Below are 22,032 nucleotides of genomic sequence, written 5' to 3' on the forward strand. Positions count from 1 at the left end.
AAATCGCAATCCGACCGGAACCTGCTGATTTATGAGTAAACCAATTCAGATGGAACGCGGCGTCAAATATCGTGACGCAGACAAAATGGCGCTGATCCCGGTGAAAACCGTGGCCGTTGAACGGCAAGAGATGTTGCGTAAGCCGGAATGGATGAAAATCAAGCTGCCTGCTGACTCCAGTCGTATTCAGGGCATTAAAGCCGCGATGCGAAAAAATGGGCTGCACTCGGTCTGTGAAGAGGCCTCCTGCCCTAACCTTGCTGAATGCTTCAACCACGGCACCGCCACCTTTATGATCCTCGGCGCGATCTGTACCCGCCGTTGCCCATTCTGCGACGTGGCGCATGGCAGGCCTAACGCACCCGATGCAAACGAGCCGGGCAAACTGGCACAGACCATCGCTGATATGGGTCTGCGTTACGTGGTGATCACCTCGGTTGACCGTGACGATCTGCGTGATGGCGGTGCTCAGCACTTTGCCGACTGCATCAGTGCGATCCGTGAAAAGAATCCGACCATTAAAATTGAAACCCTGGTGCCTGACTTCCGTGGCCGGATGGATCGCGCGCTGGAAATTCTGACCGCTACGCCGCCGGATGTGTTTAACCACAACCTGGAAAACGTGCCGCGCGTCTACCGTCAGGTTCGTCCTGGCGCTAACTATGAGTGGTCACTGAAACTGCTGGAGCGCTTTAAAGAAGCGCATCCTGATATTCCGACCAAATCGGGTCTGATGGTGGGTCTGGGTGAGACCAATGCAGAGATCGTCGAAGTGATGCGCGATCTGCGTCGTCACGGCGTGACTATGCTGACGCTCGGCCAGTATCTGCAGCCCAGCCGTCATCACCTGCCGGTTCAGCGCTACGTCAGCCCGGCGGAATTTGATGAGATGAAAGAAGAAGCGATGGCGATGGGCTTTACCCATGCAGCCTGCGGTCCGTTTGTCCGCTCTTCTTATCATGCGGATATGCAGGCGAAAGGTCTGGAAGTTAAATAAGCTCGCGCTGCTGATCGGCAAAGATAAAAAAACCAGACTGGCAGCAGTCTGGTTTTTTAATGCCGGTCAGACATAAAAAGTAACAGTTATTATCAGCCAATAACCGATTAATCTTTATGGACGACGCGATCGGCCGGTACGTCTTCAGCCGTGGTCCGGGTTGCGCTGGTGTCTTCATCTTTCATGGCTTTCTTGAAGCCCTTGATTGCGGAGCCCAGATCGCCACCCAGAGAACGTAACTTATTGGTGCCAAAAAGCAGTACGATAAGCGCACCGATGATCAGCAGTTTGGCAATACTGATACCTTCCATATTTAACCTTTCAACTTCAGCGAATAACGGTGACTGTTATTTACGCGCAGTTTGCCTGCCGCGACAACTGCAATCTGTAACAGAGTAAGATCGCACTGGCCTCAGTATCAGATAAAACGGCTGAGAAATGCCTGAGTGCGGGGATGCTGAGGATTAGCAATCACCTCTGCTGGCGTGCCCTGCTCCACTACCACGCCACCATCCATAAACACCACCCGGTCAGCCGCCTCACGGGCGAAACTGATCTCATGGGTCACCACTATCATCGTCAATCCCTGATCGGCCAGCGTGCGCATCGTCGCCAGCACTTCGCCCACCAGTTCCGGGTCCAGCGCCGACGTCGGTTCATCAAACAACATCAGCTGCGGCTTAATGGCTAACGCGCGCGCAATCGCCACACGCTGCTGCTGACCGCCCGACAGATGGCGCGGCCAGGCATCCGCCTTGTCACTCAGCCCCACCGTTGCCAGTAACGATCGGGCATGTTCCAGCGCCTGCTGACGCGGAAATTTATGGACGCCAATGGGCGCTTCAATGATGTTCTGCAGCACCGTCATGTGCGGATAGAGATTGAACTGCTGAAACACCATGCCAATCTTCTGCCGCTGACGGGCGATCTGACGCGGCGACAAACGGTGCAGCAGATTGCGTTTCAGCACGTAGCCAATCTGCTCATCACCTACCCGAATCGATCCCCCATTCATCTCTTCGAGATGGTTGATGCAGCGCAGAAAGGTCGATTTACCCGATCCCGACGGTCCCAGGATCACCACCACCTCACCGGGCCAGACATCAAGATCGATCCCCTTCAGCACCTGATTGTCGCCGTAACGCTTCTGCACGTTACGCGCGCAGACTAACGGTTCTGTCTGGCTCATTGCTCCTCCTTCTGTCGCGGTACGCTGTTGTTTCGTGGCGACGGGCGCTTCGCTACGCTGGTCACCCGACGGGTACCGCGCGCGTAATAGCGCTCAATGGCGGATTGCCCGAGGTTGAGGATTGAGGTGATCAGCAGATACCAGATAACCGCCACCATCAGCATCGGAATAATTTCAAAGGTCCGGTTGTAGATCGCCTGGACTGAGTAGAGCAGATCGCCCATCGCAATCACGCTGACCAGCGACGTCGCCTTGATCATACTGATCAGCTGGTTGCCGGTAGGCGGAATGATCGACCGCATCGCCTGAGGAATAATAATTCGTCGCAGCGCCCGCGCCCGGCTCATACCAAATGCCTGGGTGGTTTCTACCTGGCCGTTATCCACCGACAGCAGTCCGGCGCGAATAATTTCAGCCATATAAGCGGCTTCATTGAGCGCCAGTCCGGCGATAGCGGCGGTCAGTGGAGTGATCAGATCGTTGGTATTCCAGCTGGCCAGAGTGATGTCGGTCCACGGCAGCGTCAGCGACAGCGCGGGAAACAGCGTGGAAAGGTTGTACCAGAAGATCAGCTGCACCAGCAGCGGCGTGCCACGGAAAAACCAGATATAGAGCCCGGCGATGCCACGCAATAGCCGGTTATCAGAGAGCCGCCAGACGCCTAACAGCAGCCCCAGCAGCGTGCCCAGCACCATTGAGATCACCGTCAGTCCCAGCGTGACCTGTAACCCTTTCAGCACCGAGCCTTCAGTGAACCACTTCAGCACCACCTGCCATTCAAAATTGGGGTTGGTCATCACCAGCCACAGCAGGTTGGAGCCGACCACCAGCACCACAATCCAGCTGATCCAGCGTCCATAGGCGGGTGCGCTGCGGGCGAAAGCGACGTCGCGCAGTTGCGCCTCATCGCGCCGCTCTTCCCTGATCGGCGAATCGTGGCGAATCAGGCTCATTTCGCCTCCTGTCTGGCCAGGTTCAGCCCGGGCGCTGCGGTCATGTTGCCCTCCAGCTGCCATTTTTTCATGATGGCGGCATAGGTACCGTTCTGATAGAGCACCTTATAGGCATCGAGAACCACGCCACCTAGCGGTGATCCCTTCGGCACCACGGTTCCCTGGAAAATGTCACCAAAGCCGTTTTTCTGTCCTTTGCCTGACAGTTCGAGCTGACCTTTGGCCTGATTAACAAACCAGGTCAGTGGCGCCTGTGAAGAGAAAAAAGCATCCGAACGTTTCGAGCGCACCGCCAGAATCGACGACGGCTGATCGGTAAAGGCCTGCACCGTGACCGCCGGTTTTCCGGCGGCCGTACAGCGGGCGGATTGCTGGCGTATCACCTGTTCCGCCGATCCCGCCGCCATCACCGCAATGCGTTTGCCACAGGTATCCTCAAGCTGATTGATCTGCGCCGGATTGCCCTTCTGTACGCCAAACACCACAAACTCCTGCACAAAATCGATAAAATCGACCTTCTGCTGGCGATCCGGATAATCGCCAATCGGGCCGATGGCCAGCTGATAGCGGCCCGCGTTAATCCCGGTCAGCACGCCGGACAGGCCACTCACCGTGGCATGATCGATCTTCACGCCCAGCAGCTGCGACAGTGCAGTAGTGAGATCCGCCGATGCGCCCTCCATTGAGTGCGGGCCATTGACGATCTCATAGGGCGGAAACGAGCCGTTATTGACGGAAATCATCCGTCCCGCTTGTTTGATCTGTTCCGGCAAACGATCGTGTAAAGCCTGATCGACCGTCTGGGTCGGAAGGATGTCGGCAGCCTGCGCCAGGCCTGCGGTCAGTCCCAGCGCCAGCGTTAAGGCGGTCACTCTGTTAGTCATGGTTCGTCCTCCAGGATCAGGGGTCAGTTCAGTTCGGGACGGGCGAAACGACGATTCTCCAGCACCGGCAGCACGCGGCGGGCATAGGCCACGCGTTCAGGATCGAGCTCGGCAAACATCAGCGCTGGCGATTCAGCCGCATTCGCGATGACAACACCAAGCGGATCGACCACCAGGCTGTTACCGATATTGCGCGGGCCACACTCGCCTACCGCCACCATGTAGCAGGTATTCTCCAGCGCACGGGCGCGGGTCAGCAGCTCCCAGTGCATCTCTTTCAGCGGCCCTTTTACCCACGCAGCAGGCAACACCAGCAGGTCCGCGCCATCCAGCACCAGCCGGCGGGCCAGCTCCGGGAAACGTACGTCATAACAGGTCATCAGGCCGACTTTCATCCCCGCGACCTCAACCAGCGGCGGGATGACATGTCCCGGATTGACCCGCTGTGACTCCTGCATCGCAAAGGCATCGTAGAGATGCAATTTTTCATAAGCGGCAATGATTTTCCCGTTGCGGATAGCGATCAGTACGTTGAGCGCTTTCTGCTGTTCAGTGGGAACATGCACGCTCATCATGGTGGTCAGATCGTTATTCTCACTGGCTGCCAGCAGTTGGGTGAGAAATGGGCCATCCAGCGGTTGTGCGGCTTTCAGCACTAAATCGGGATCGGCAATATCCCGCGCCAGCACCCCTTCCGGCAGCACCAGCAGATCGGCCCCGCCAGCGGCGGCGCGCTGCATTAAATCCAGACAGAGTGTGGCGTTCTCCTGCCATTCACGGTTGACCGCAAATTGTCCCATCGCAACTTTCATTATTTCTCTCCTCCTGCCAGCGGAAACATCGCTTCCGGCGTCAGTAATTTGTGGGTGAGTCCCTGCTGGAACAGTTCACGGGCAAAATCCGCAATCATCTTTCTATTAGCGGTAAAACCATTCTGATTCCAGCCGGCCGGTAATTCCTGCGCGGTGCGTCGCAGATCGTCCAGCAGCCACGGCGTGGTATCGGCATATTTCTCTCGTTTTTGCATCCATAGCGCGTAGGAACGATCGATGACTTCACTCAGAGCGGCAGGCAGCCACGGATGCTGTGCCGCCAGCGCCGGTTTTAACGCCAGAATATGAATGCCGGGCACGTAACCGACGCGATGAAAGTAGGCCCGCTCGGCCTGATAGAAGTCCGGCTGGAGCTGACGCAGACCGGACGCCGGCAGGAAAAAACCTTCCGGCATAAACGGGGTAAAGACCGCATCCAGCTCTCCCGCTTTCAGCAGCTCAATCAGAGGACGCTCGCCCGGCGCTGGCTCTATCCGGCCTGGCCGGCCAAATCCGGCCAGCCGATCGACAATCGGATGATCGGCGGTCAGTCGCCCGGCAAACCAGCGAACGTCGTCAATGTCTACTCCCGCTTCGCGCAGTACCGTGCGCGTCCAGGTGTTGCCCGAATCCTGCCAGCCGGTAACACCGATGCTTTTGCCCTTCAGCTCTGCAGGCGTGGTGATGGGACTGTCGGCGGTAGTGATAATGCAGCGCTGGCGAAAACCGCGCATCAGGAAGTGCGGGATACCGAGCAGAGCATCATCGTCTCTGGCCCGCGCCTGGGCGTAGCGGCTGAACGACACCTCTCCCGCATCGTAATCGGGGCTGGTGGCGAGATCGTTCACCAGCGTGCCGACGCGGTCGATGTGCAGATCAAAATTGTCCGGTTTGATATCGCCCAGCGCCAGTGGGGTGAAATAGTCCCAGTCGCGCACTGCCAGTCTGATACTCAGCCTTGCCATGATCTCTCCGTTTACGTCGTGCCGTGAAGCCGGGTGGGTTGATAGCTCAAATAGTGCTTGAATTTGATACTAGATCCGGAATACTGAGCTGAACAATCATTAATTTGTTACTGAACAAAGTATTTTCTTATGACGCAAATGATCGATCCAGAGTGGTTCTGTAGTCAGATAACAACCCCGTCGGTAAAAGGCATCGCCCAAACGGCATCCCGCCTGATTCGCGACGGTGAGATCGCCGTCGGCATGCAGATGCCGGCGGTACGGGATATTGCGGAGCGGCTGGGTGTCAGCCCGGCAACCGTTTCCGCTGCCTGGTCGCGGCTAAGGCAGCATAAAGTGCTAGCGGGAAAAGGCCGCAGTGGCGTCTGGGTCAGTGGCAACACCGTGATGCCGCGGCCGATCCGCTTTGAAAAGATCGGCAACTATGGCGAACACATTCGCGCCGATCTGGCGATGGCCTCTCCCGATCCCGCCTTGTTACCTGACCTGCACAATGCGCTACAGGCGGCGTTGCGGTCGCCTCAACTGAATAGCTACGTTCGTGAGCCGATTTCCGCCCCGCTGTTGCAGGCGGTCACGCCGCGCTGGCCCTATGCGGCGGAAGCCTTTCTGGCAACCGATGGGGGTTTCGATGCGATGAATCTGCTGGTACAGACGCTGGTTTCACCCGGCGATCGGGTGATCATCGAAGACCCGACAGCCACTCGCCTGCTCGATATGCTGGATAACGTGGGCGCTGAAATTTTGCCGCTGGCCTGCGATGCGGAGGGACCTTTGCCTGAGGTGTTAAGTCAGCTGCTCACCCGTGCGCCGGTGATGATGATCTATCAGCCACGTACCCATTCGGCTACCGGGCGCACCATCAGTGTCGGACGACGTCAGGCGCTGGCCCAGCTACTGGCGAACAGCAGCACGCTGATTGTGGAAGACGATGGGATTGGGGATCTTTCCGCCGCAGCGGGCTGGAGTCTGGGATCGCAGTTTCCCGAGCGAACCCTGCATGTCCGCTCGTTTTCTAAAGCCTACGGCCCCGATTTGCGTCTGGCGGTACTGTCGGCCACCGCAGAGATGGTAAAACGCATCCAGGCGTGGCGAAACTTTGGTGTCAGCTGGACCAGCCGGATATTACAGGATGCGGTAGCGTGGCTGCTGGAAGATGAAACGACGCAGCAGCAGGTCGCCAGCGCGCGGGACGTTTATCATCAGCGACGCGAGCAGTTGCGGCAAGCACTGGCGCAGCGCGGACTTCTGTTGCCGCCACAGGATGGGCTTAGCCTCTATATCCCGGTCGCTTCAGAGCAGTTTGCCATGATCACCCTGGCGGCACGCGGTATCGCCGTGTTACCGGGTGAGCGCTGCAGCCTGGGCACCACGCAGTTTATCCGCGTCAGCATTGCCAGCCTCAGGGATGAACAACGGGAGATGATAGCCGAGGCACTGGTTATCGCTTCCGGCCGTGAAGCTAACGCGCGGGCAGATCTTTAACGTGATAGCGTGGCGATTCAACGTAGCCTTCACGGGCGTAAAACTGATTCGCCTTGAGGCGGGAGTGATGGCAATGCACTTCCATCCGATCGCAACCGCGCTGTGCCGCCAGTGATTCAGCGTGCTGTAACAGCTGCTGGCCGACGCCTTTACTGCGTTCGCCTTCAGCGATACAGAAGTAGCTGATGCGGGCAAAATCGCCGGCCAGTGCCAGCTGTGGAATAAAGTGCATTGATAAAAAACCGAGCACCTGATTGCCGAACTCCGCCACCAGCAGCGCTTCGCTGGGATCGCTGCTTAACTGCGCCAGGCGCTGCTCAATGAAATTTTCCGTGCCGCCGTAGCCCAGCTCACTCAGTAAGGCACTCAAGGCAAAACTGTCTTTTAAATCCGCCTGACGTATGTTCATCCTGTTTCCTCAATAGCCTGGTCCTGTCGCTCTGTTATATAGCGTTGGACAAGAAAAAGCTGCAAGTAAGGTTGTTATGATTATGTTACGAGGATTTATTGTGAAGCGTCGCGCAGTTTGTGCGGCGTAGCGAGTGGCACAGCGGGCAATGAAGGGAGTTTTCAGGTGATTTTTACCATAAAAAAACCCGCCATCAGGCGGGTTTTTAGAATTCTGACTGTTAACTTACAGACTGATAACGTTAGCAGCAGATGGGCCTTTCGCGCCGTCGGTGATTTCAAACTCAACGCGCTGACCTTCAGCCAGAGTTTTGAAGCCGTTGCTCTGGATTGCAGAGAAATGTACGAATACATCTTTGCTGCCATCTTCAGGAGTAATGAAACCGAATCCTTTGGATTCATTAAACCACTTAACGTTACCTTTGATCTTAGACATCTATATTACCTTTACATGAAAAATGGACACTAAACTGTGTCGCCATCTAGTACAGCAATTGCGGAGAGATTTGTCCAGTGTCATTTGATGAAAAAGTGATAAATTTCGACTTTCTGCTTACGCATCACACTTTTCCACTTTTTGCCTTGCGAAAAAACCGCTTCCAGGGCCGGTGATTTTAACCGGTAAAATCCGTTAACTCACTGGAATCCGGATTCTTTTTGCATCAAAAGTAATTGGACTGCTTACGCTAACCAGAAAATTCCTGCCGTTCTGACTTTAGCCCTTTGACAGCAAAAAAGCGCTCATCGCGCCCTTTTTTAGCGGGTAGTGAAAAACAATGCCAACGCATTTGCCAGCTTTTTTTAACCCAGCGAGTCATCAGACCAAAAAAATTTGCCCGCTACTGACCACCTCGGGTGATTTTCAGATAATTAAATCTGCTTTTTTACTGAGTCAGATCAACCCCTCAGGCCCAGCAACCCCGCTTCAGCCGGCTATCTGGCTGCATTTCAGGCAGTCGACAATAAACATTGATTTAAATCAAAGAAGTGCTTTTTTTGCCATTCGATTCGCATTTGGCAACAAACAACGCTCGCCACAAGACACTATTTTTTGCTGCGAACGGCGCGATAATATTGTCAGGAAATAAATAAGGAACGTTTACCTGTGGTATCGATCGCGCACTAACTCAACGGATTGTTACTAAAGGGGGAGGAGAGTCAGGATGGTAATGAAAATTCGCTGCAGCCAGTGCGGGAGTGCCCGGTTTGTTTTCACTGAACGGGATGGGGAGCCTCTCACTTTTCATGGAGCCTGCTGTGCACATTGTAAAAAGCGGCTGGGAGTAAAAGATTTGCTGCCAGAGACGCGTATGGACCCAATCACCCATTGCCTGATTGGCCAGCATAAAAATGTGTCGGGCACCTGATCAAGGTGCCCGCTGAAGCCGAAAAGCGCGATCAGAAAATCAGTTTAAACACCCCTGTCAGGGTTAACAGTCCCACGATAAAAATGATGGCAATAATCCACAGAATAATTTTCATTTCCTTCTCCCTCACCAGTAAAAAAACCTTTCCCATAAAGAGTATAGCCAAAATAAAACCCTTTGCCGCTTCCCCTGATCGCCCCGCCGCCCTTGTCGGATTCAGGCGGTTTTTATCGAAATTCTGAGAGTGAGATCGCAACTGCGGATTTTACCGCTCGCCGCTTTTCGTTTTACAGAAAAATCCTGGCTAAAATTTAACCGGCAAGGCGGGCCTCATTGGTTAAGACCTGAATATGCTTAGCAAGGAGATCTTATGAGCACGATTAATACCAGCATGGGCCGCTATAGCCTCAAGGCAAAAAATAGCGGCGACCACATCAAAGGTTCTTTCGCCATCAACGATGAAGGCGGCACCCAACTCACGATGCAGGAGTTCGAGGAGCATTATCTTGATGATGTGGTGAATAACGTGATTTATCCGGTCACTGGCGGCAACCGCGAGATTGCGCGTGCGCTGCGGGAACAGATGATTAAAGCAGGTTTTGAACAGCCACATTAAGGCGTTCAGCCTCATCCTGTTATCAAGACAGCGGGCCGCATTTCGCGGCCCTTTTCCTGCCCGTAATCGCACTTGCCGTGTTGCCTTTTTCGACCCAGGATGAACTATCCCACTGAAAAGGAGAACATCGTGAGCACCCTACACTCTATTAATGCCGCCCGGCTGCATCAGTTCACCGAAGCTATCTGGCTCGCTGCCGGTAGCCAGCCGGAAGAGGCACGCCTGGTGGCCGATCACCTGGTGGCCGCCAATCTGGCCGGACACGATTCGCACGGCGTCGGGATGATCCCTAGTTACATGGCATCACTGAAACAGGGGCATCTTCGACTGAATCAGCGCCCTACGCTCGATAAAGACAGCGGTGCCGTGCTGACGCTGAACGCCCATCAGGGCTTCGGTCAGGTCGCGGCCTGGGAAGCGATGAAGCTCGGCATTGAACGGGCGCAGAAACTGGGCATCGCCGCGGTCGGCCTTCATCATTCGCATCACATTGGTCGTATTGGTCACTGGGCGGAGCAGTGTGCAGCGGCCGGCTTCGTCTCTTTCCACTTCGTCAACGTGATGGGCGACCCGATGGTGGCGCCGTTTGGCGGCAGCGATCGCCGCTTCGGCACCAATCCATTCTGTGCCATCTTTCCGCGTCCACATGCCCGCCCGCTGCTGCTTGATTTCGCTACCAGCGGCATCGCCTATGGCAAAACCCGCGTCGCGTGGAACAAAGGCACAGCGGTCGCGCCAGGTTACCTGATCGACGCGCAGGGCCAGCCCACCACCGATCCTGGCGTGATGCACCAGTCACCTTATGGCTCTCTGCTGCCCTTTGGGCTGCACAAAGGCTACGCGCTGGCGACGCTGTGTGAAATATTTGGCGGCGCCTTGTCGGGCGGACGGACAACCCATCAGGCCACGTTGCAGAGCGGCAATGACGCCATCTTTAACTGTATGACCACCATCATTCTTAATCCCGACGCGTTTGATGCACCCGCGATGCAGGATGAGGCGGAAGCGTTTATTGATTGGGTGAAAGCGTCACCCCGCAGCGGCGATGCGCCGATACAGGTTCCGGGTGAGTGGGAAGAGGCTAATCGTATCGCACGCGATCGTGAAGGGATTCCGCTGGACAGCACCAGCTGGCAGCAGATCTGCCAGGCCGCGCGTGAGGCGGGGATGTCAGAGGCGGAGCTGGCGGCTTTCCGCGCACTGGCGGTATGACGCAGGCCGGTTAACACAGCCAGCCGCTGGCAGACACGCTGCCAGCGGCTGCCGGTCAGATGACCATCGACAGCAGTAAGCACCCGATCAGGCCACAGACCGAAATGATGGTTTCCAGTGCTGACCACGAACGAATGGTTTCCCCGATAGTCAGGTTGAAATACTCCTTGAACAACCAGAAGCCCGGATCGTTGACGTGAGAGAAAATCACGCTGCCCGACCCGACTGCAATCACCATCAGTTCCGGGCTGGCGCCGCTGGTTACAATCAGTGGTGCGACGATGCCGCCCGCGGTGATCGCCGCAACGGTTGCCGACCCCAGCGCAATACGCAGTACCGCCGCAATCGACCAGGCCATAAAGATCGGTGACAGCTGGGTAGAGTGCATCATGTTAGCGATATATTTATCCACCCCGCTGTCGACCAGTACCTGCTTAAAGGCCCCGCCGCCGCCGATGATTAACAGCATCATGGCGATGATTTTGATCGAATCGCTCAGGGTCTCCATCACCTGATCCATACTGCGGCCACGGTTCAGACCGAAGGTGAAGATCGCAATCAGTACCGCAATCAGCGTCGCCATCACCGGATCGCCGAAGAACTCGGCGTAAGGCAGCAGCGCATGGCCTTTTGGCAGCAGCATTTCGGCGACCGCGCGCAGCGCCATCAGCACCACCGGCACCAGTGAGGTCCAGACGCTGACGCCAAATCCCGGCATCTCAGCTTCGGTAAAGGTTTTTGGGTTGTAGAGCCCCTGAGGGATCGGTTTATCAATGCCTTTCAGGAAGCGGGCATAAACCGGCCCCGCCAGAATCACGGTAGGAATGCCGAGCAGCGTACCGAACAGCAGCGTTTTGCCCATATCCGCATTGAACAGCGTGGCGATAGCGGTCGGGCCAGGATGCGGCGGTAAAAAACCGTGGGTGACTGAGAGCGCAGCCGCCATCGGCACCCCGACATAGAGCAGCGGCACGCGCGCTGAGGCAGCCACGCTAAACACCAGCGGCAGCATCAGAACAAAACCGACTTCATAGAACAGCGCGAAGCCGACGATAAAGCCGGTCAGCACCAGCGCCCACTGAATATGCTTTGTGCCGAACTTTTCGATTAAGGTGGTGGCAATGCGCTGCGCGCCCCCGCAATCAGCCAGCATCTTGCCGAGCATGGCACCAAAGCCCATGATCAGCGCCAGGCTGCCGAGCGTGCCGCCCACGCCCGCTTTAATCGACGTAATCACTTTGTTGACCGGCATGCCCTGCATCACACCGACCGCCAGCGCCACCAGAATCAGCGCGATAAATCCATTAAGCTTAAAGCGAATCATCAGCAGCAGCAGTAACGCGACGCCAATCGCCACATAGAGTAATGGCATAGGTTTTCTCCACCTTGCGCACTGAACGGCGTTCAGTGCCGGTTTGTTATCATCATCCCCTGAGGGCTACAAAACAGTGCGCCTGTAAGAATTTTTAACATTCCGACAACCGCTGTTACCGATAACATGTTAAGGGTAACATGCGCAGGAAAGCACCACCCCGCCGCCAGTGAATTTCTGTTTTGCGAAGGTGATCAACTTTTTGCAAATGCGTTATCAGAAAGATTGCCAGCGCAGGCGGCGCGCTTTTCGTTACACTCAGATTTTAGCGAAAATGTAAAAGGATGCGCTGGTGAGTGAGAATCTGAGTGAGCTGTACGGTAATCAACGACCCCTGTCTGGACGCGGCAGTCTGGATAAGCTGGTGCCGATGCTGGCGGCGGAGTCGCTGCCCACCCTGCTGTTTTGCGGACAATCGTTTTTGCAGGGACCGGCCTATGACCGCCTGAAAGCAGAGCTTAATCAGCAGATTATTGGCTACGAAATTGTCAGTCATGAAGCCTCACCCGCAGAGATTGATGGCTGGGTCGCGCGCTGGCGTGGACACGTTGACCGCGTGGTAGCGATTGGCGGCGGCAGCGTGCTGGATGCTGCCAAAGCCTTCAGTGCGATGATGCAGCATCCGCTGCCGACCGCGCGTTATCTGGAGAAAGTGGGCGACACGCCGGTGCAGCCGGTGACGCTGCCGCTGATTGCGGTGCCGACCACCGCCGGTACCGGCAGTGAAGTAACGCAAAATGCGGTGGTCACCGATCAGCGCGATATCCAGGTCAAAGCCTCGCTGCGCCATCCGGTCTTTGTGCCGCAGGTGGCGATTCTCGATCCCGATCTGCTGAAAGGCGCTCCCGATCACGTACTGGCGACCTGCGGCATTGATGCCTTCACCCATCTGTTTGAGGCCTGGCTTTCAGGCAAAGGCAATCTGTTTACCCGCCAGCTGGCGCTGACCGGCCTGCGCCAGTTTGTTCAGGCCTGGCCGGATCTCAACCGGCATGATGCCGAAGGCGATCGGGCACGCGAGGCGATGATGATGGCCTCCTGGCTGGGCGGCGTCAGTCTGAGCAGCGCCGGGCTGGGCGTCATTCATGGGATTGCCGGTGAACTGGGGGCGATCAAACCGTTTCACCACGGTGAAGTGTGCGGACGCCTGCTGTTTCCGTTCCTCGACCAGCTGGCCGACAGCCACCATCCGCAGCAGCGCGCCTTGATGGATGAGCTGCATCCGCAGCTGTTCAGCGAGCCGACCGATTCACCGGCACGCTTCCTGAAGCAGTGGCTGCAACAGCGGGCGATTACCCCGTTCTGGCGCGATGGCCCCACCCTGACCACGGCAGAAGCCGAATGGGTGCTGGCGCGCGCAAACAGTAAAAATTCGCTGGTGAATTACAGTCGCGAACAGATGCACGCCATGCTTGCAGAGGCGTGGACGCTCACCGACTGATCCATGCAAAGGGATTAGCTGCTCCGCAGCCGCAGCACGGCAACGCCGCAGCCAGGCGCGACCGGCTGCGCGTCAGCCCGCCGGAGAAGCGAACGGCCCCTCGCCTGCCAGCATCTGCTCAATCACCTGTAACACCCCTTGCTGATTGTTGGCAGGCGCAAGATAGCGGGCCGCCTGTTTAACCCGATCCGGCGCGTTGGCCATGGCAAAGCTGAAGCCCGATTGTTTCAGCATCTCCAGATCGTTGCCGCCATCGCCAAACGCCAGCACCTGGTCGTGGCTGATCCCCCAGCGCTGCGCCAGCAGATTCAGGCCGTTGGCTTTGTGATGACCCGGCACAATCAGGTCAACGGAGCCGTGTCCGCTGGACGTCGCCGCCACCTTGCCCTGATGCAGATGTTCGATATCCGCCATCAGCGGTTCGATGTAGTCATCTGACAGATTCAGCGCGAATTTGAACAGCCGATCGTCGCCCGTCTCATCCAGCTGGTGAATAGGCCTGAGGCGGTGACAGTAGTGCCGCATCTTAACCAGCCAGCTCTCTTCCATGCCATCAAAGTAATAAGCACTGTTACGTCCACACAGCAGATAACGCAGGCCGGGATAGTGACCGTTTTGCAGGGTATCGATTACTGCTTTCACATCGCGACGTTCAAAGGCACCGCAGAACAGCTCTTCATCACGATCGATAATCCACGCGCCGTTCTCCGCCACAAAGGCGATGTCGCTGGCGATCTCCGGGAAAAATGATTTGAGCTGGTAATACTGATTGCCGCTGGCGACGACAAATTTAATGTCACGGGCGGTGAGCTGCTGATAGCAGGCGAGAAAGCGGGATCGATTGTACTGCTTCTGGTCATCCAGAAAGGTGCCATCCATATCTACCGCAACCATCTTAACCGTCGTCATCATGACTCCTTACACGCGAAGGTTTTCTGAGTGGACTGTCAGGATAGCTGCTGGCGCGGCAAAACGGAAAGTGTGACGGATGGCGATTGCCATCCGTCACACCCTGGTCGGGAGCTGAGTTCGGTGACTTAGTGCAGCGCGCTACTCAGGATCAGCGAGGTAATAATGCCGGTCGCGGCCGCAATCAGCACATAGTTACCGTCAATGTAGGCCCAGTGTTCGCCACGAGGCGGTTCACGTAAGCCCCGGTCGTGCCAGTCGTTGATGCGATAGCGATCGCCGCGATATTCCGACGGGATCGCATGGCCGCGGCGGAAATCGTGACCGTTCCAGGCAAAGTGATCGCGCTCATCGCGCCGGCCATCGTTGTGCCGGTCGTTATTATGTCGGTCATTATCGGCACGATCGTGCCCCTTGCCGTTGTCGTGACCGTTGCCCCGACCTTGTCCCTGACCATGATTGTCAGCGTGCGATTGACCGCCCTGCTGCCAGCGCTGACCATGATCGTCGCCCGGGCCATCCGCCAGTGCGGTGTGAGAAAACAGGGTGCTGCATGCAAAAAGTGAAGCGATAAGTGTTAACGTTGTTTTTTTCATGGTACTGCCTCCGAAGAAACGGCTATTCAGGCACCGTTGAGCATCATAGTGGCAATAATATGACGCATCAGCATCAGTAAAAGTCTTAAAAAACGGTAACTTACACACTATTACGCTTACTTATCGCTTTCTTAACAGTAACCCGATTTTGCTCCATTTTTGCCAGACGCCTTATTAACCCGAACAGCGTAACGAGCAGGCCGAAACCCAATGGCGGGATGGCGGCCAGCGGCGAAACCCGATCGCCGCTGACGGCTTCAGGCCCGGCAATAATCAGGGCATCGGCCGATGCGCTCTCTATCGCGCCGGATCAGGGCGTACTGAGAATGATTGGCGAATCCGGTAGCCGGGTAAAGTGGCTGACCAGGTAATGATAATCAGCGGTGGGATCAACATCGCTGAAGATCTGCGGATAGAGATCTTTTGCCAGAATTTCCATGCCGATAATGTTGTACGGATGGTTATAGAAATGGTGATAGAGACCGTAGACCCGCTGTTGCTTCACCGGGGCGATCTGCGCCAGGCCGGTACGGCTCAGCAGGCGATTAAAAGTCGCGGTAATTTCAGCCTGAGTCGCCCCATAACCAAACGGCAGTACGTTGCTGTTGGGCCGTTTTGAGCCGGTCATGATGTAGACGTCCGGCTTCATGGCGATGATTTTTTCCAGTGAGACAAAGCCTGAACTGCCTGGCAGCAGCGCCGAGCCAATATTTTTGCCGCCTACCGCTTCCACCAGCGCGCCCCAGCCGTTATGGCCGTGGGTAAAGCAACAGTTATCGCTGTTACCGGCTATCGGCTCGATAAATACTGTCGGCTTGTGCTGCACCTGCGCCACGCCCTGCTGAATCCGCTGCCAGCGCTGCTGGTAAAAATCGGTATAGGCTTTAGCCTCGGCTTCGCGGTTCAGCACTTTACCCAGCAGCGTGATACCCGGCACCGTATTCTGCTTCGGCTTCAGCTCATCGTCGATGAACAGCACCGGGATATGCAGATTTTTTAAGGTCGCCAGTACACCCGACTGGGTCAGCGCCGGTTTCGCGCGCAGCTGCGCAATCATCAGATCGGGCTGCTTCGCCAGAACGCTCTCCAGATCGACCTGGCCCTGGTCATTAAAGCCCATATCAACGATTGACGTCGCTTCTGGCCAGCGCTGCTTCAGCAGATCCCAGGTCTGGGTATCCTGTTTTTTCGGCAGGTTATTCCACGCCACCACCCGCTGAAACGGATTTTGCCGGTCGAGTAACGCCAGCGCCAGAATGTCGCGACCATCCTGCAAAATCAGATGCTGCGGCTCTTTTTGCAGCGTGATGGTTTGCCCATCCAGATCGGTCACCGTGACCGGATAGGTGGTGGCCGCACAGGCGGTTGACAGCAACAATGTGATGGCGGCAAGCAGCCTGGTTTTCATTTTCTCAGCACCCGATTAAGGAATAATAATTATTCGCGTTAACTCTAACATGCTAATAAGTAACAAAAGTAAACCATTGCTGAATAAATACGTCAGCCGGGAGGCCGATGAACATGCAGGATCGTCGCGCGAAGATATTGATTAGCGCCTGCCTGATGGGGTTTCGGGTGCGCTACAACGGCAGTGACAAAAAATGGGTGCTGGCCGCGCTGGCACAGTGGCAGCGTGAACAGCGGCTGGTGGTTCACTGCCCTGAACTGGCCGCCGGTTTGCCGACGCCACGCCTGCCGGCGGAGATTGTCGGCGGCAGCGGTGCCGATGTGCTGGCGGGACGAGCCCGTGTGGTGGAGTCTGACGGGCGTGATGTGACCCGGATTTATCTGCTCGCCGCAAATCTGGCACTCGAAACTGCACAGCAGGCCGGATGCCGCTACGCCCTGCTCAGCGATGGCAGCCCGACCTGCGGCAGTCAGGGCATTTATGACGGTCGCTTTAGCGGTCAACGGCGGCGCGGCGCGGGCGTTGCCGCCGCCCTGTTACGTCAGCACGGCATTACCGTTTTTGCCGAACAGCAGGCGGACGAACTGCTGGCCCATATCCGCCGTATGGAAGCAGCAGATTGATAACTGGCCTACGCGGGTACCGATCAGTGCGCCAGTGAGTAGAAGATCGCAGAGATAGCAATCAGGCCGGTCAGCACCACAAACAGGTTGCTGATTTTGCCACTGTACTGACGCATCGCCGGGACTTTCTGAATCGCGTACATCGGCATCAGGAACAGGATCATCGCAATCACCGGGCCGCCGAGCGTCTCAATCATCCCAAGAATGTTGGGATCGAGCGTAGCCACCAGCCAGGTCGTCAGCAGCATAAACAGGGAGGTCAGGCGGTTCAGCCGGGCAGGCGCCATCTGTTTACCGCGGCTGCGCAGCGCTTTATTCACCATGCCGTTAAAGCCTTCCCGCGCGCCAAGATAGTGGCCGAGGAACGATTTGGTGATCGCCACAATCGCAATGATCGGCCCCAGCCATGCGATAACCGGCACCTGAAAATGGTTCGCCAGATAGGAGAGGATGGTGATGTTTTGCGCCTTCGCCGCGTGCAGATCGGCGGGCGACAGGCTCAGCACGCAGCTGAAGACAAAAAACATCACCGTTATCACCATCAGCAGGTGGGCGCAGGCCAGAATACGTGAACACTTTTTCTCTGCCGCGTCGCCATACTCTTCACGTTTCGCCAGCGCAAATGACGAGATGATCGGCGAGTGGTTAAAAGAGAACACCATCACCGGAATTGCCAGCCACAGCGTCATCCATAAACCGTTTCCGCTGGGCGTTGCGCTGCTCAGCGTCGTCAGCGCGGCACCGTGCCAGTGCGGGATCAGATAGCAGGCCATCAGCATCAGGACCGCGACAAACGGATAGACCAGCACGCTCATCGCTTTAACGATCATCTGCTCACCGAAACGCACAATGGTCATCAGGCCGACAATCAGCAGCAGCGACAGCAGCACGCGCGGCGGTGGTACCAGTCCGAGCTGATTGACCATCAGGCTCTCCACCGTATTGGTAATCGCCACGCTGTACATCAGCAGAATCGGGTAGATAGCGAAGAAATAGAGCAGCGTAATCAGCTTACCGGCGCCGGAGCCAAAGTGCTCTTCCACCACGTCGGTGATGTCGCCAGCCGGATTTTTACCGGAAAGCACAAAGCGCGTCAGGGCGCGGTGGGCAAAGAAGGTCAGCGGAAAGGCGAGGATCGCCATAATGATCAGCGGAATCAGTCCCCCGACGCCAGCATTGATCGGCAGGAACAGCACACCCGCGCCAATCGCGGTGCCGTATAAGCCCAGCATCCACATCGTATCGGTTTTACGCCATGCCGTATCAGCGTCACGTTCAAGCGCGCCCAGCGTGCTCGTTTGCGTGGTTTTCATCTGCTATTCCCTGTTAAAAGCCGCCGGTTATCTGACAGCCAGAACGGAAAGTGTTGCAGCGTCCGCTCCGGGCCAGACATCACTGCGTCAGCCGCATCGGCAGGTGGTATTCCGATCCGCTGGCGCAAAGGTAATCGATTGCGTGCGCCTCTTTTTACACTACCTGACGATAAAAGTTCAAGTTATACGGCTTACTGCGCATACATCGCTGAAAAAACCGTCAGGTTGTGCGCAACGACCATAGCCGATGATGCCATTTTTCAGCCTGCTTTACCGCACTGGCGTCAGGTCATCGGCGCGATGAGTGCGTCAGACGGGCTACGCTTTAGCTATGCTTCAGGCGTTACGCTGACGCCATGACACAGGAGAAGAGAATGAAAATTGCCTGCCTTGGATGGGGATCGCTGATCTGGAAATCAGGGGCGCTGCCGGTTGCCAGCCCCTGGCATTGCGATGGTCCAGCGGTGCCGATTGAGTTTGTCCGCATCAGCGAAGGCGGTGAACTGGCGACGGCCATCTGCCTGAATGCCACGCCGGTCCCGGTGCTGTGGGCCTGGCTGAATACCGCCTCACTGGAGACCGCCTGTGGCGCGCTGCGTGAGCGGGAAGGCATTCCGGAAAGCCGCGACGATGGGCTGGGTATACTGACGGTGACGGAGACGGCGGTGGGACCGCTGGCGGACTGGGCGCGTGCCAGAGGCATTGAAGGGCTGATCTGGACCGCCTTGCCCGCCTGCATCGACGGAACAGAAGGTCGCATTCCGACCCTGGATGAGGCGCTGGATTATCTGCAGCGGCTGGAAGGTGAAACACGTAAGCATGCGCGACGCTACATCGAACAGGTTCCGCCACAAATCGATACCGTTTACCGGCGCGCCTTCAGCACCCTGCCTGACTGAGTACGTGCCTCCTGCTGGCGGCAGGCGTGCCCAGACCTCATTAACGGCTTAACGCCGCCCGTCTGCCCCACCGCTCTGCTTACTGTCCGGATGCTGGCTACACTTCAGACAGGTTTCGATTTCAGGTTCCCTGAGTCTGCCCCCGCTTTGTCGCGGCGAGTCTTTTTTCATGCCGCATACACTCATCAGCAGGAGTTGAACAGATGAAAGCATTAACCTATCACGGTCCGCATAAAGTCAGCGTGGATAACGTCCCCGATCCGGGTCTGGAAGCTGACGATGACATCATTTTGCGCGTCACCGCCACCGCGATTTGCGGCTCGGACCTGCATCTCTACCGTGGCAAGATCCCCGGTACCGGTCATGGCGATATCTTCGGTCATGAATTTATGGGTGAAGTAGTGGAAGCCGGTAGCGCCGTTACGGCCGTCGCCAAAGGCGATCGGGTCGTCATTCCGTTTGTTATCGCCTGTGGCGACTGTTTCTTCTGCCATCTGCATCAGTATGCCGCCTGTGAAACCACTAACAGCGGTCGCGGTGCCATCCTTAATCGTAAAAACATAACGCCGCCCGCCGCGCTGTTTGGCTACAGCAAACTCTATGGCGGCGTGCCGGGCGGACAGGCGGAATATGTCCGGGTGCCGAAAGCCAATACCGGCCCGTTCAAAGTGCCGTCGCTGTTATCCGATGAGAAAGTGCTGTTCCTCTCCGATATCCTGCCCACCGCCTGGCAGGCGGTTAAAAATGCTGAAGTGAAACCGGGCTCCAGCGTTGCCATTTTTGGTGCCGGACCGGTGGGATTACTCAGCGCCGCCTGTGCCCGCCTGGAGGGCGCGGAACAGATCTATATGATCGATCATAACGATTATCGCCTGAACTTTGCCCGCGATCGCTACGGCGTGATTCCGATCAACTTTGATCAGATCAACGACCCGGCGGGCTGGATTATCGAACACAGCGCAGGTCATCGGGGAGTGGATGCGGTGATCGATGCGGTGGGATTCGAAGCCAAAGGCAGCCTGACGGAAACCGTGCTCAGCAACCTCAAGCTGGAAGGCAGCAGCGGCAAGGCGCTGCGTCAGTGTATTGCCGCGGTGCGGCGTGGCGGCATCGTCAGCGTGCCGGGCGTCTACGCCGGATTTATCCACGGCTTCCTGTTCGGCGATGCGTTTGATAAAGGGCTGACCTTTAAGATGGGCCAGACCCACGTTCACGCCTACCTGCCGGATCTGCTTAAACTGATCGAACAGGGTCATCTGAAACCGGAAGAGATTGTCACTCATCACCTGCCGCTGGAAGATGCGGCGCGCGGCTATGAAATCTTTGAGAAGCGCCAGGAAGATTGCCGCAAAGTAATTCTGGTACCCGGCATGACCGCCACTCAGGCCACGCTGTAACCCACCTGCCCGGTGTCACCGGCTCCCTTTTCAGCCGGCAGCACCGGGCGACTATAACAGCCACGGCTTGCGCTGCAGGCTGACGCGCGGTGACCGTGGCTCCTGCAGATGTTCATCCGGCGTATCGGCGGTATCCGCCAGATTCCCCTGCTCCAGTAACCTTGCGCTGCGTGAATGGGGATGACTTTCACTGATTACCTGCTGTGAAAAAGCGCCGAACGATAACAATAAAAACAGCAACGCGCTGGCCAGCCTGATACTCATCGGTGACTCCTGGAGGGGGAAGAAGGTCGCTATGCTGCCCGAATCTGTTTGATTTTCTGTCAGTGGCAGGCAAAGTTATGTGGTGAGCGGGAACAAGCCGCTACCGGTTTAAGCGCCGTTAAAACAGCCGTTCAGGCCAGCAGGGTATCGGTCCGGCTTGCAGCTACCTCCCTTTCTGACGCCCCTTTTGCCGCAGGAGACGCCGTTGAACCCCTATCACGATAATCAGCCGGTCGGTAACGCGCTGCCCGACTGGCAGCCGGTCACCATCCCGCCTCGCCAGCCGCTGCCGGGCCAGCATGGCAGCCTGCTGCCACTGCATCAGGACCATGCGGAATGCCTGTTGCAGGCTTTTATGCTGGCCCCGGACGATCGGGACTGGAGCTGGCTGGGCGCTGAGCGTCCGGCTTCGCTGGCGCAGATGCAGCAGTGGATCGCAGAAAAGGTAGCCGATACCGGTCTGGTGCCCTATGCGGTCTGCAACCGCCAGCAGCAGCCGCTGGGCGTGGTCTGCTTTGCCAGTATTGAAACCCGCAACGGTGCGATAGAAATCGGACACGTCACCTGGTCGCCCCTGATGCAGCGCAGCGCACTGGGCAGTGAAGCGATTTTTTTGCTGCTGCAACAGGCCTTTTCGCTCGGCTACCGTCGGGTCGCCTGGCGCTGTGACTCAACCAACCTCGCCTCGCGACGGGCGGCCGAACGGCTGGGTTTTCGCTTTGAGGCGCGCTTTCGTCAGGCCATGACGCGTAAACAACGCAACCGGGATACCGACTGGCTCTCGGTCATTGACCCTGAATGGCCTGACATCCGGCGCGCCCTGAGCGACTGGCTGGCCGCCGACAACTTCACCCCCGACGGCCAGCAAATTCGTCCGCTCAGCGCCTGTTTCGCAGGAACTCACCCGCTGCCCTGACGTGAC

The 22,032-nt window shown here is 56.9% G+C and carries 24 protein-coding genes; 10 read left to right on the top strand and 14 right to left on the bottom strand.

The genetic code is table 11. The features are described from left to right. The first annotated feature begins 31 nt into the window (after window positions 1-31). Complete coding sequence (gene lipA / locus LZU96_RS14505) at window positions 32-997, top strand: lipoyl synthase (protein ID WP_094119627.1); 966 nt, start codon at window positions 32-34, stop codon at window positions 995-997. A gap of 107 nt (window positions 998-1,104) precedes the next feature. Here the strand turns inward: lipA and tatE are convergent, their stop codons facing one another. The 6 genes from tatE to LZU96_RS14535 form a co-directional block, all read right to left on the bottom strand. Then, window positions 1,105-1,308 carry a twin-arginine translocase subunit TatE gene (gene tatE, locus LZU96_RS14510; RefSeq protein ID WP_094119626.1) on the bottom strand — a complete coding sequence of 68 codons (204 nt, stop codon included), beginning with the start codon at window positions 1,306-1,308 and terminating at the stop codon, window positions 1,105-1,107. 107 nt (window positions 1,309-1,415) lie between these two features. Further along, window positions 1,416-2,186, bottom strand: a complete 771-nt coding sequence (locus LZU96_RS14515) for an amino acid ABC transporter ATP-binding protein (protein ID WP_233984934.1) — start codon at window positions 2,184-2,186, stop codon at window positions 1,416-1,418. Beyond that, window positions 2,183-3,139 carry an amino acid ABC transporter permease gene (locus tag LZU96_RS14520; protein WP_233984935.1) on the bottom strand — a complete coding sequence of 319 codons (957 nt, stop codon included), beginning with the start codon at window positions 3,137-3,139 and terminating at the stop codon, window positions 2,183-2,185. Before LZU96_RS14520 ends, LZU96_RS14515 begins: the two co-directional genes overlap by 4 nt. Continuing rightward, window positions 3,136-4,023 (bottom strand): ABC transporter substrate-binding protein, encoded by an 888-nt coding sequence (locus tag LZU96_RS14525; protein ID WP_233984936.1) that lies wholly within the window; start codon window positions 4,021-4,023, stop codon window positions 3,136-3,138. The genes LZU96_RS14520 and LZU96_RS14525 overlap by 4 nt, the downstream gene beginning before the upstream one ends. Before the next feature lie 23 nt (window positions 4,024-4,046). Continuing rightward, window positions 4,047-4,835, bottom strand: a complete 789-nt coding sequence (locus tag LZU96_RS14530; protein WP_233984937.1) for a deaminated glutathione amidase — start codon at window positions 4,833-4,835, stop codon at window positions 4,047-4,049. After that, window positions 4,835-5,800: an ABC transporter substrate-binding protein gene (locus tag LZU96_RS14535; RefSeq protein WP_233984938.1), complete on the bottom strand. Its 966-nt coding sequence runs from the start codon at window positions 5,798-5,800 to the stop codon at window positions 4,835-4,837. The genes LZU96_RS14530 and LZU96_RS14535 overlap by 1 nt, the downstream gene beginning before the upstream one ends. 129 nt (window positions 5,801-5,929) lie before the next feature. On the opposite strand from LZU96_RS14535, the gene LZU96_RS14540 reads away from it, so the two are divergent. Next, entirely contained in the window at window positions 5,930-7,285 is a 1,356-nt protein-coding gene (locus LZU96_RS14540; protein ID WP_233984939.1) for a PLP-dependent aminotransferase family protein, read from the top strand. On the opposite strand, the gene LZU96_RS14545 is transcribed toward LZU96_RS14540, so the two are convergent. Both LZU96_RS14545 and cspE read right to left on the bottom strand, forming a co-directional pair. After that, window positions 7,263-7,694: a GNAT family N-acetyltransferase gene (locus tag LZU96_RS14545; protein WP_233984940.1), complete on the bottom strand. Its 432-nt coding sequence runs from the start codon at window positions 7,692-7,694 to the stop codon at window positions 7,263-7,265. The genes LZU96_RS14540 and LZU96_RS14545 overlap by 23 nt on opposite strands. A gap of 225 nt (window positions 7,695-7,919) precedes the next feature. Beyond that, complete coding sequence (gene cspE, locus LZU96_RS14550; protein ID WP_006118399.1) at window positions 7,920-8,129, bottom strand: transcription antiterminator/RNA stability regulator CspE; 210 nt, start codon at window positions 8,127-8,129, stop codon at window positions 7,920-7,922. 340 nt (window positions 8,130-8,469) lie between these two features. Here cspE and LZU96_RS14555 point away from each other — a divergent pair, with 340 nt between their 5' ends. The 3 genes from LZU96_RS14555 to LZU96_RS14565 all read left to right on the top strand — a co-directional run bounded on the left by LZU96_RS14555 (window position 8,470) and on the right by LZU96_RS14565 (window position 10,888). Continuing rightward, a complete protein-coding gene (locus LZU96_RS14555; protein WP_233984941.1) occupies window positions 8,470-8,781 on the top strand; it encodes a hypothetical protein in 312 nt (103 codons plus the stop codon). Window positions 8,782-9,430: 649 nt separating this feature from the next. Then, entirely contained in the window at window positions 9,431-9,676 is a 246-nt protein-coding gene (locus tag LZU96_RS14560) for a hypothetical protein (RefSeq protein WP_094119617.1), read from the top strand. A gap of 129 nt (window positions 9,677-9,805) precedes the next feature. Next, complete coding sequence (locus LZU96_RS14565; protein ID WP_293001415.1) at window positions 9,806-10,888, top strand: malate/lactate/ureidoglycolate dehydrogenase; 1,083 nt, start codon at window positions 9,806-9,808, stop codon at window positions 10,886-10,888. Window positions 10,889-10,943: 55 nt separating this feature from the next. Here LZU96_RS14565 and gntT read toward each other — a convergent pair whose 3' ends face one another. Beyond that, the gene (gntT, locus tag LZU96_RS14570; protein ID WP_233984943.1) at window positions 10,944-12,260 is read right to left on the bottom strand and encodes a gluconate transporter; all 1,317 of its coding nucleotides are present in this window, start codon (window positions 12,258-12,260) and stop codon (window positions 10,944-10,946) included. Between the two features lie 292 nt (window positions 12,261-12,552). Between gntT and LZU96_RS14575 the strand changes: the two genes are divergently transcribed. Further along, window positions 12,553-13,701 (top strand): iron-containing alcohol dehydrogenase, encoded by a 1,149-nt coding sequence (locus tag LZU96_RS14575; protein WP_233984944.1) that lies wholly within the window; start codon window positions 12,553-12,555, stop codon window positions 13,699-13,701. Between the two features lie 72 nt (window positions 13,702-13,773). Here the strand turns inward: LZU96_RS14575 and LZU96_RS14580 are convergent, their stop codons facing one another. From LZU96_RS14580 to LZU96_RS14590, 3 genes are all read right to left on the bottom strand, one after another. Next, complete coding sequence (locus LZU96_RS14580) at window positions 13,774-14,610, bottom strand: Cof-type HAD-IIB family hydrolase (RefSeq protein WP_233988209.1); 837 nt, start codon at window positions 14,608-14,610, stop codon at window positions 13,774-13,776. Between the two features lie 128 nt (window positions 14,611-14,738). Further along, window positions 14,739-15,206 (bottom strand): RcnB family protein, encoded by a 468-nt coding sequence (locus LZU96_RS14585; protein ID WP_233984945.1) that lies wholly within the window; start codon window positions 15,204-15,206, stop codon window positions 14,739-14,741. Window positions 15,207-15,516: 310 nt separating this feature from the next. Continuing rightward, the gene (locus LZU96_RS14590) at window positions 15,517-16,614 is read right to left on the bottom strand and encodes an ABC transporter substrate-binding protein (RefSeq protein WP_233984946.1); all 1,098 of its coding nucleotides are present in this window, start codon (window positions 16,612-16,614) and stop codon (window positions 15,517-15,519) included. 113 nt (window positions 16,615-16,727) lie between these two features. On the opposite strand from LZU96_RS14590, the gene LZU96_RS14595 reads away from it, so the two are divergent. Beyond that, the gene (locus LZU96_RS14595) at window positions 16,728-17,237 is read left to right on the top strand and encodes a DUF523 domain-containing protein (protein ID WP_233984947.1); all 510 of its coding nucleotides are present in this window, start codon (window positions 16,728-16,730) and stop codon (window positions 17,235-17,237) included. 23 nt (window positions 17,238-17,260) lie between these two features. Here the strand turns inward: LZU96_RS14595 and LZU96_RS14600 are convergent, their stop codons facing one another. Then, window positions 17,261-18,550 carry an HAAAP family serine/threonine permease gene (locus LZU96_RS14600; RefSeq protein WP_233984948.1) on the bottom strand — a complete coding sequence of 430 codons (1,290 nt, stop codon included), beginning with the start codon at window positions 18,548-18,550 and terminating at the stop codon, window positions 17,261-17,263. Between the two features lie 374 nt (window positions 18,551-18,924). On the opposite strand from LZU96_RS14600, the gene LZU96_RS14605 reads away from it, so the two are divergent. Together LZU96_RS14605 and LZU96_RS14610 are read left to right on the top strand one after the other, a co-directional pair. Further along, window positions 18,925-19,449 (top strand): hypothetical protein, encoded by a 525-nt coding sequence (locus LZU96_RS14605; RefSeq protein WP_233984949.1) that lies wholly within the window; start codon window positions 18,925-18,927, stop codon window positions 19,447-19,449. A 203-nt stretch (window positions 19,450-19,652) separates the two neighbouring features. Further along, window positions 19,653-20,846: a zinc-dependent alcohol dehydrogenase gene (locus tag LZU96_RS14610; RefSeq protein ID WP_233984950.1), complete on the top strand. Its 1,194-nt coding sequence runs from the start codon at window positions 19,653-19,655 to the stop codon at window positions 20,844-20,846. Window positions 20,847-20,897: 51 nt separating this feature from the next. Here LZU96_RS14610 and LZU96_RS14615 read toward each other — a convergent pair whose 3' ends face one another. Further along, a complete protein-coding gene (locus LZU96_RS14615) occupies window positions 20,898-21,110 on the bottom strand; it encodes a hypothetical protein (protein WP_233984951.1) in 213 nt (70 codons plus the stop codon). Between the two features lie 205 nt (window positions 21,111-21,315). On the opposite strand from LZU96_RS14615, the gene LZU96_RS14620 reads away from it, so the two are divergent. After that, window positions 21,316-22,026 carry a GNAT family N-acetyltransferase gene (locus LZU96_RS14620; RefSeq protein ID WP_233984952.1) on the top strand — a complete coding sequence of 237 codons (711 nt, stop codon included), beginning with the start codon at window positions 21,316-21,318 and terminating at the stop codon, window positions 22,024-22,026. Window positions 22,027-22,032: the final 6 nt, after the last annotated feature.

The sequence above is a fragment of the Pantoea agglomerans genome (assembly GCF_021397715.1).
GTDB lineage: Bacteria > Pseudomonadota > Gammaproteobacteria > Enterobacterales > Enterobacteriaceae > Pantoea > Pantoea astica.

What these genes read in the sequence shown, in the direction of transcription:
- lipA (WP_094119627.1), top strand. Translation starts at nt 32, where the DNA reads ATGAGTAAACCAATTCAGATGGAACGCGGCGTCAAATATCGTGACGCA.
- tatE (WP_094119626.1), bottom strand. Translation starts at nt 1,308, where the DNA reads ATGGAAGGTATCAGTATTGCCAAACTGCTGATCATCGGTGCGCTTATC.
- LZU96_RS14515 (WP_233984934.1), bottom strand. Translation starts at nt 2,186, where the DNA reads ATGAGCCAGACAGAACCGTTAGTCTGCGCGCGTAACGTGCAGAAGCGT.
- LZU96_RS14520 (WP_233984935.1), bottom strand. Translation starts at nt 3,139, where the DNA reads ATGAGCCTGATTCGCCACGATTCGCCGATCAGGGAAGAGCGGCGCGAT.
- LZU96_RS14525 (WP_233984936.1), bottom strand. Translation starts at nt 4,023, where the DNA reads ATGACTAACAGAGTGACCGCCTTAACGCTGGCGCTGGGACTGACCGCA.
- LZU96_RS14530 (WP_233984937.1), bottom strand. Translation starts at nt 4,835, where the DNA reads ATGAAAGTTGCGATGGGACAATTTGCGGTCAACCGTGAATGGCAGGAG.
- LZU96_RS14535 (WP_233984938.1), bottom strand. Translation starts at nt 5,800, where the DNA reads ATGGCAAGGCTGAGTATCAGACTGGCAGTGCGCGACTGGGACTATTTC.
- LZU96_RS14540 (WP_233984939.1), top strand. Translation starts at nt 5,930, where the DNA reads ATGACGCAAATGATCGATCCAGAGTGGTTCTGTAGTCAGATAACAACC.
- LZU96_RS14545 (WP_233984940.1), bottom strand. Translation starts at nt 7,694, where the DNA reads ATGAACATACGTCAGGCGGATTTAAAAGACAGTTTTGCCTTGAGTGCC.
- cspE (WP_006118399.1), bottom strand. Translation starts at nt 8,129, where the DNA reads ATGTCTAAGATCAAAGGTAACGTTAAGTGGTTTAATGAATCCAAAGGA.
- LZU96_RS14555 (WP_233984941.1), top strand. Translation starts at nt 8,470, where the DNA reads ATGCCAACGCATTTGCCAGCTTTTTTTAACCCAGCGAGTCATCAGACC.
- LZU96_RS14560 (WP_094119617.1), top strand. Translation starts at nt 9,431, where the DNA reads ATGAGCACGATTAATACCAGCATGGGCCGCTATAGCCTCAAGGCAAAA.
- gntT (WP_233984943.1), bottom strand. Translation starts at nt 12,260, where the DNA reads ATGCCATTACTCTATGTGGCGATTGGCGTCGCGTTACTGCTGCTGCTG.
- LZU96_RS14580 (WP_233988209.1), bottom strand. Translation starts at nt 14,610, where the DNA reads ATGACGACGGTTAAGATGGTTGCGGTAGATATGGATGGCACCTTTCTG.
- LZU96_RS14585 (WP_233984945.1), bottom strand. Translation starts at nt 15,206, where the DNA reads ATGAAAAAAACAACGTTAACACTTATCGCTTCACTTTTTGCATGCAGC.
- LZU96_RS14590 (WP_233984946.1), bottom strand. Translation starts at nt 16,614, where the DNA reads ATGAAAACCAGGCTGCTTGCCGCCATCACATTGTTGCTGTCAACCGCC.
- LZU96_RS14595 (WP_233984947.1), top strand. Translation starts at nt 16,728, where the DNA reads ATGCAGGATCGTCGCGCGAAGATATTGATTAGCGCCTGCCTGATGGGG.
- LZU96_RS14600 (WP_233984948.1), bottom strand. Translation starts at nt 18,550, where the DNA reads ATGAAAACCACGCAAACGAGCACGCTGGGCGCGCTTGAACGTGACGCT.
- LZU96_RS14605 (WP_233984949.1), top strand. Translation starts at nt 18,925, where the DNA reads ATGAAAATTGCCTGCCTTGGATGGGGATCGCTGATCTGGAAATCAGGG.
- LZU96_RS14610 (WP_233984950.1), top strand. Translation starts at nt 19,653, where the DNA reads ATGAAAGCATTAACCTATCACGGTCCGCATAAAGTCAGCGTGGATAAC.
- LZU96_RS14615 (WP_233984951.1), bottom strand. Translation starts at nt 21,110, where the DNA reads ATGAGTATCAGGCTGGCCAGCGCGTTGCTGTTTTTATTGTTATCGTTC.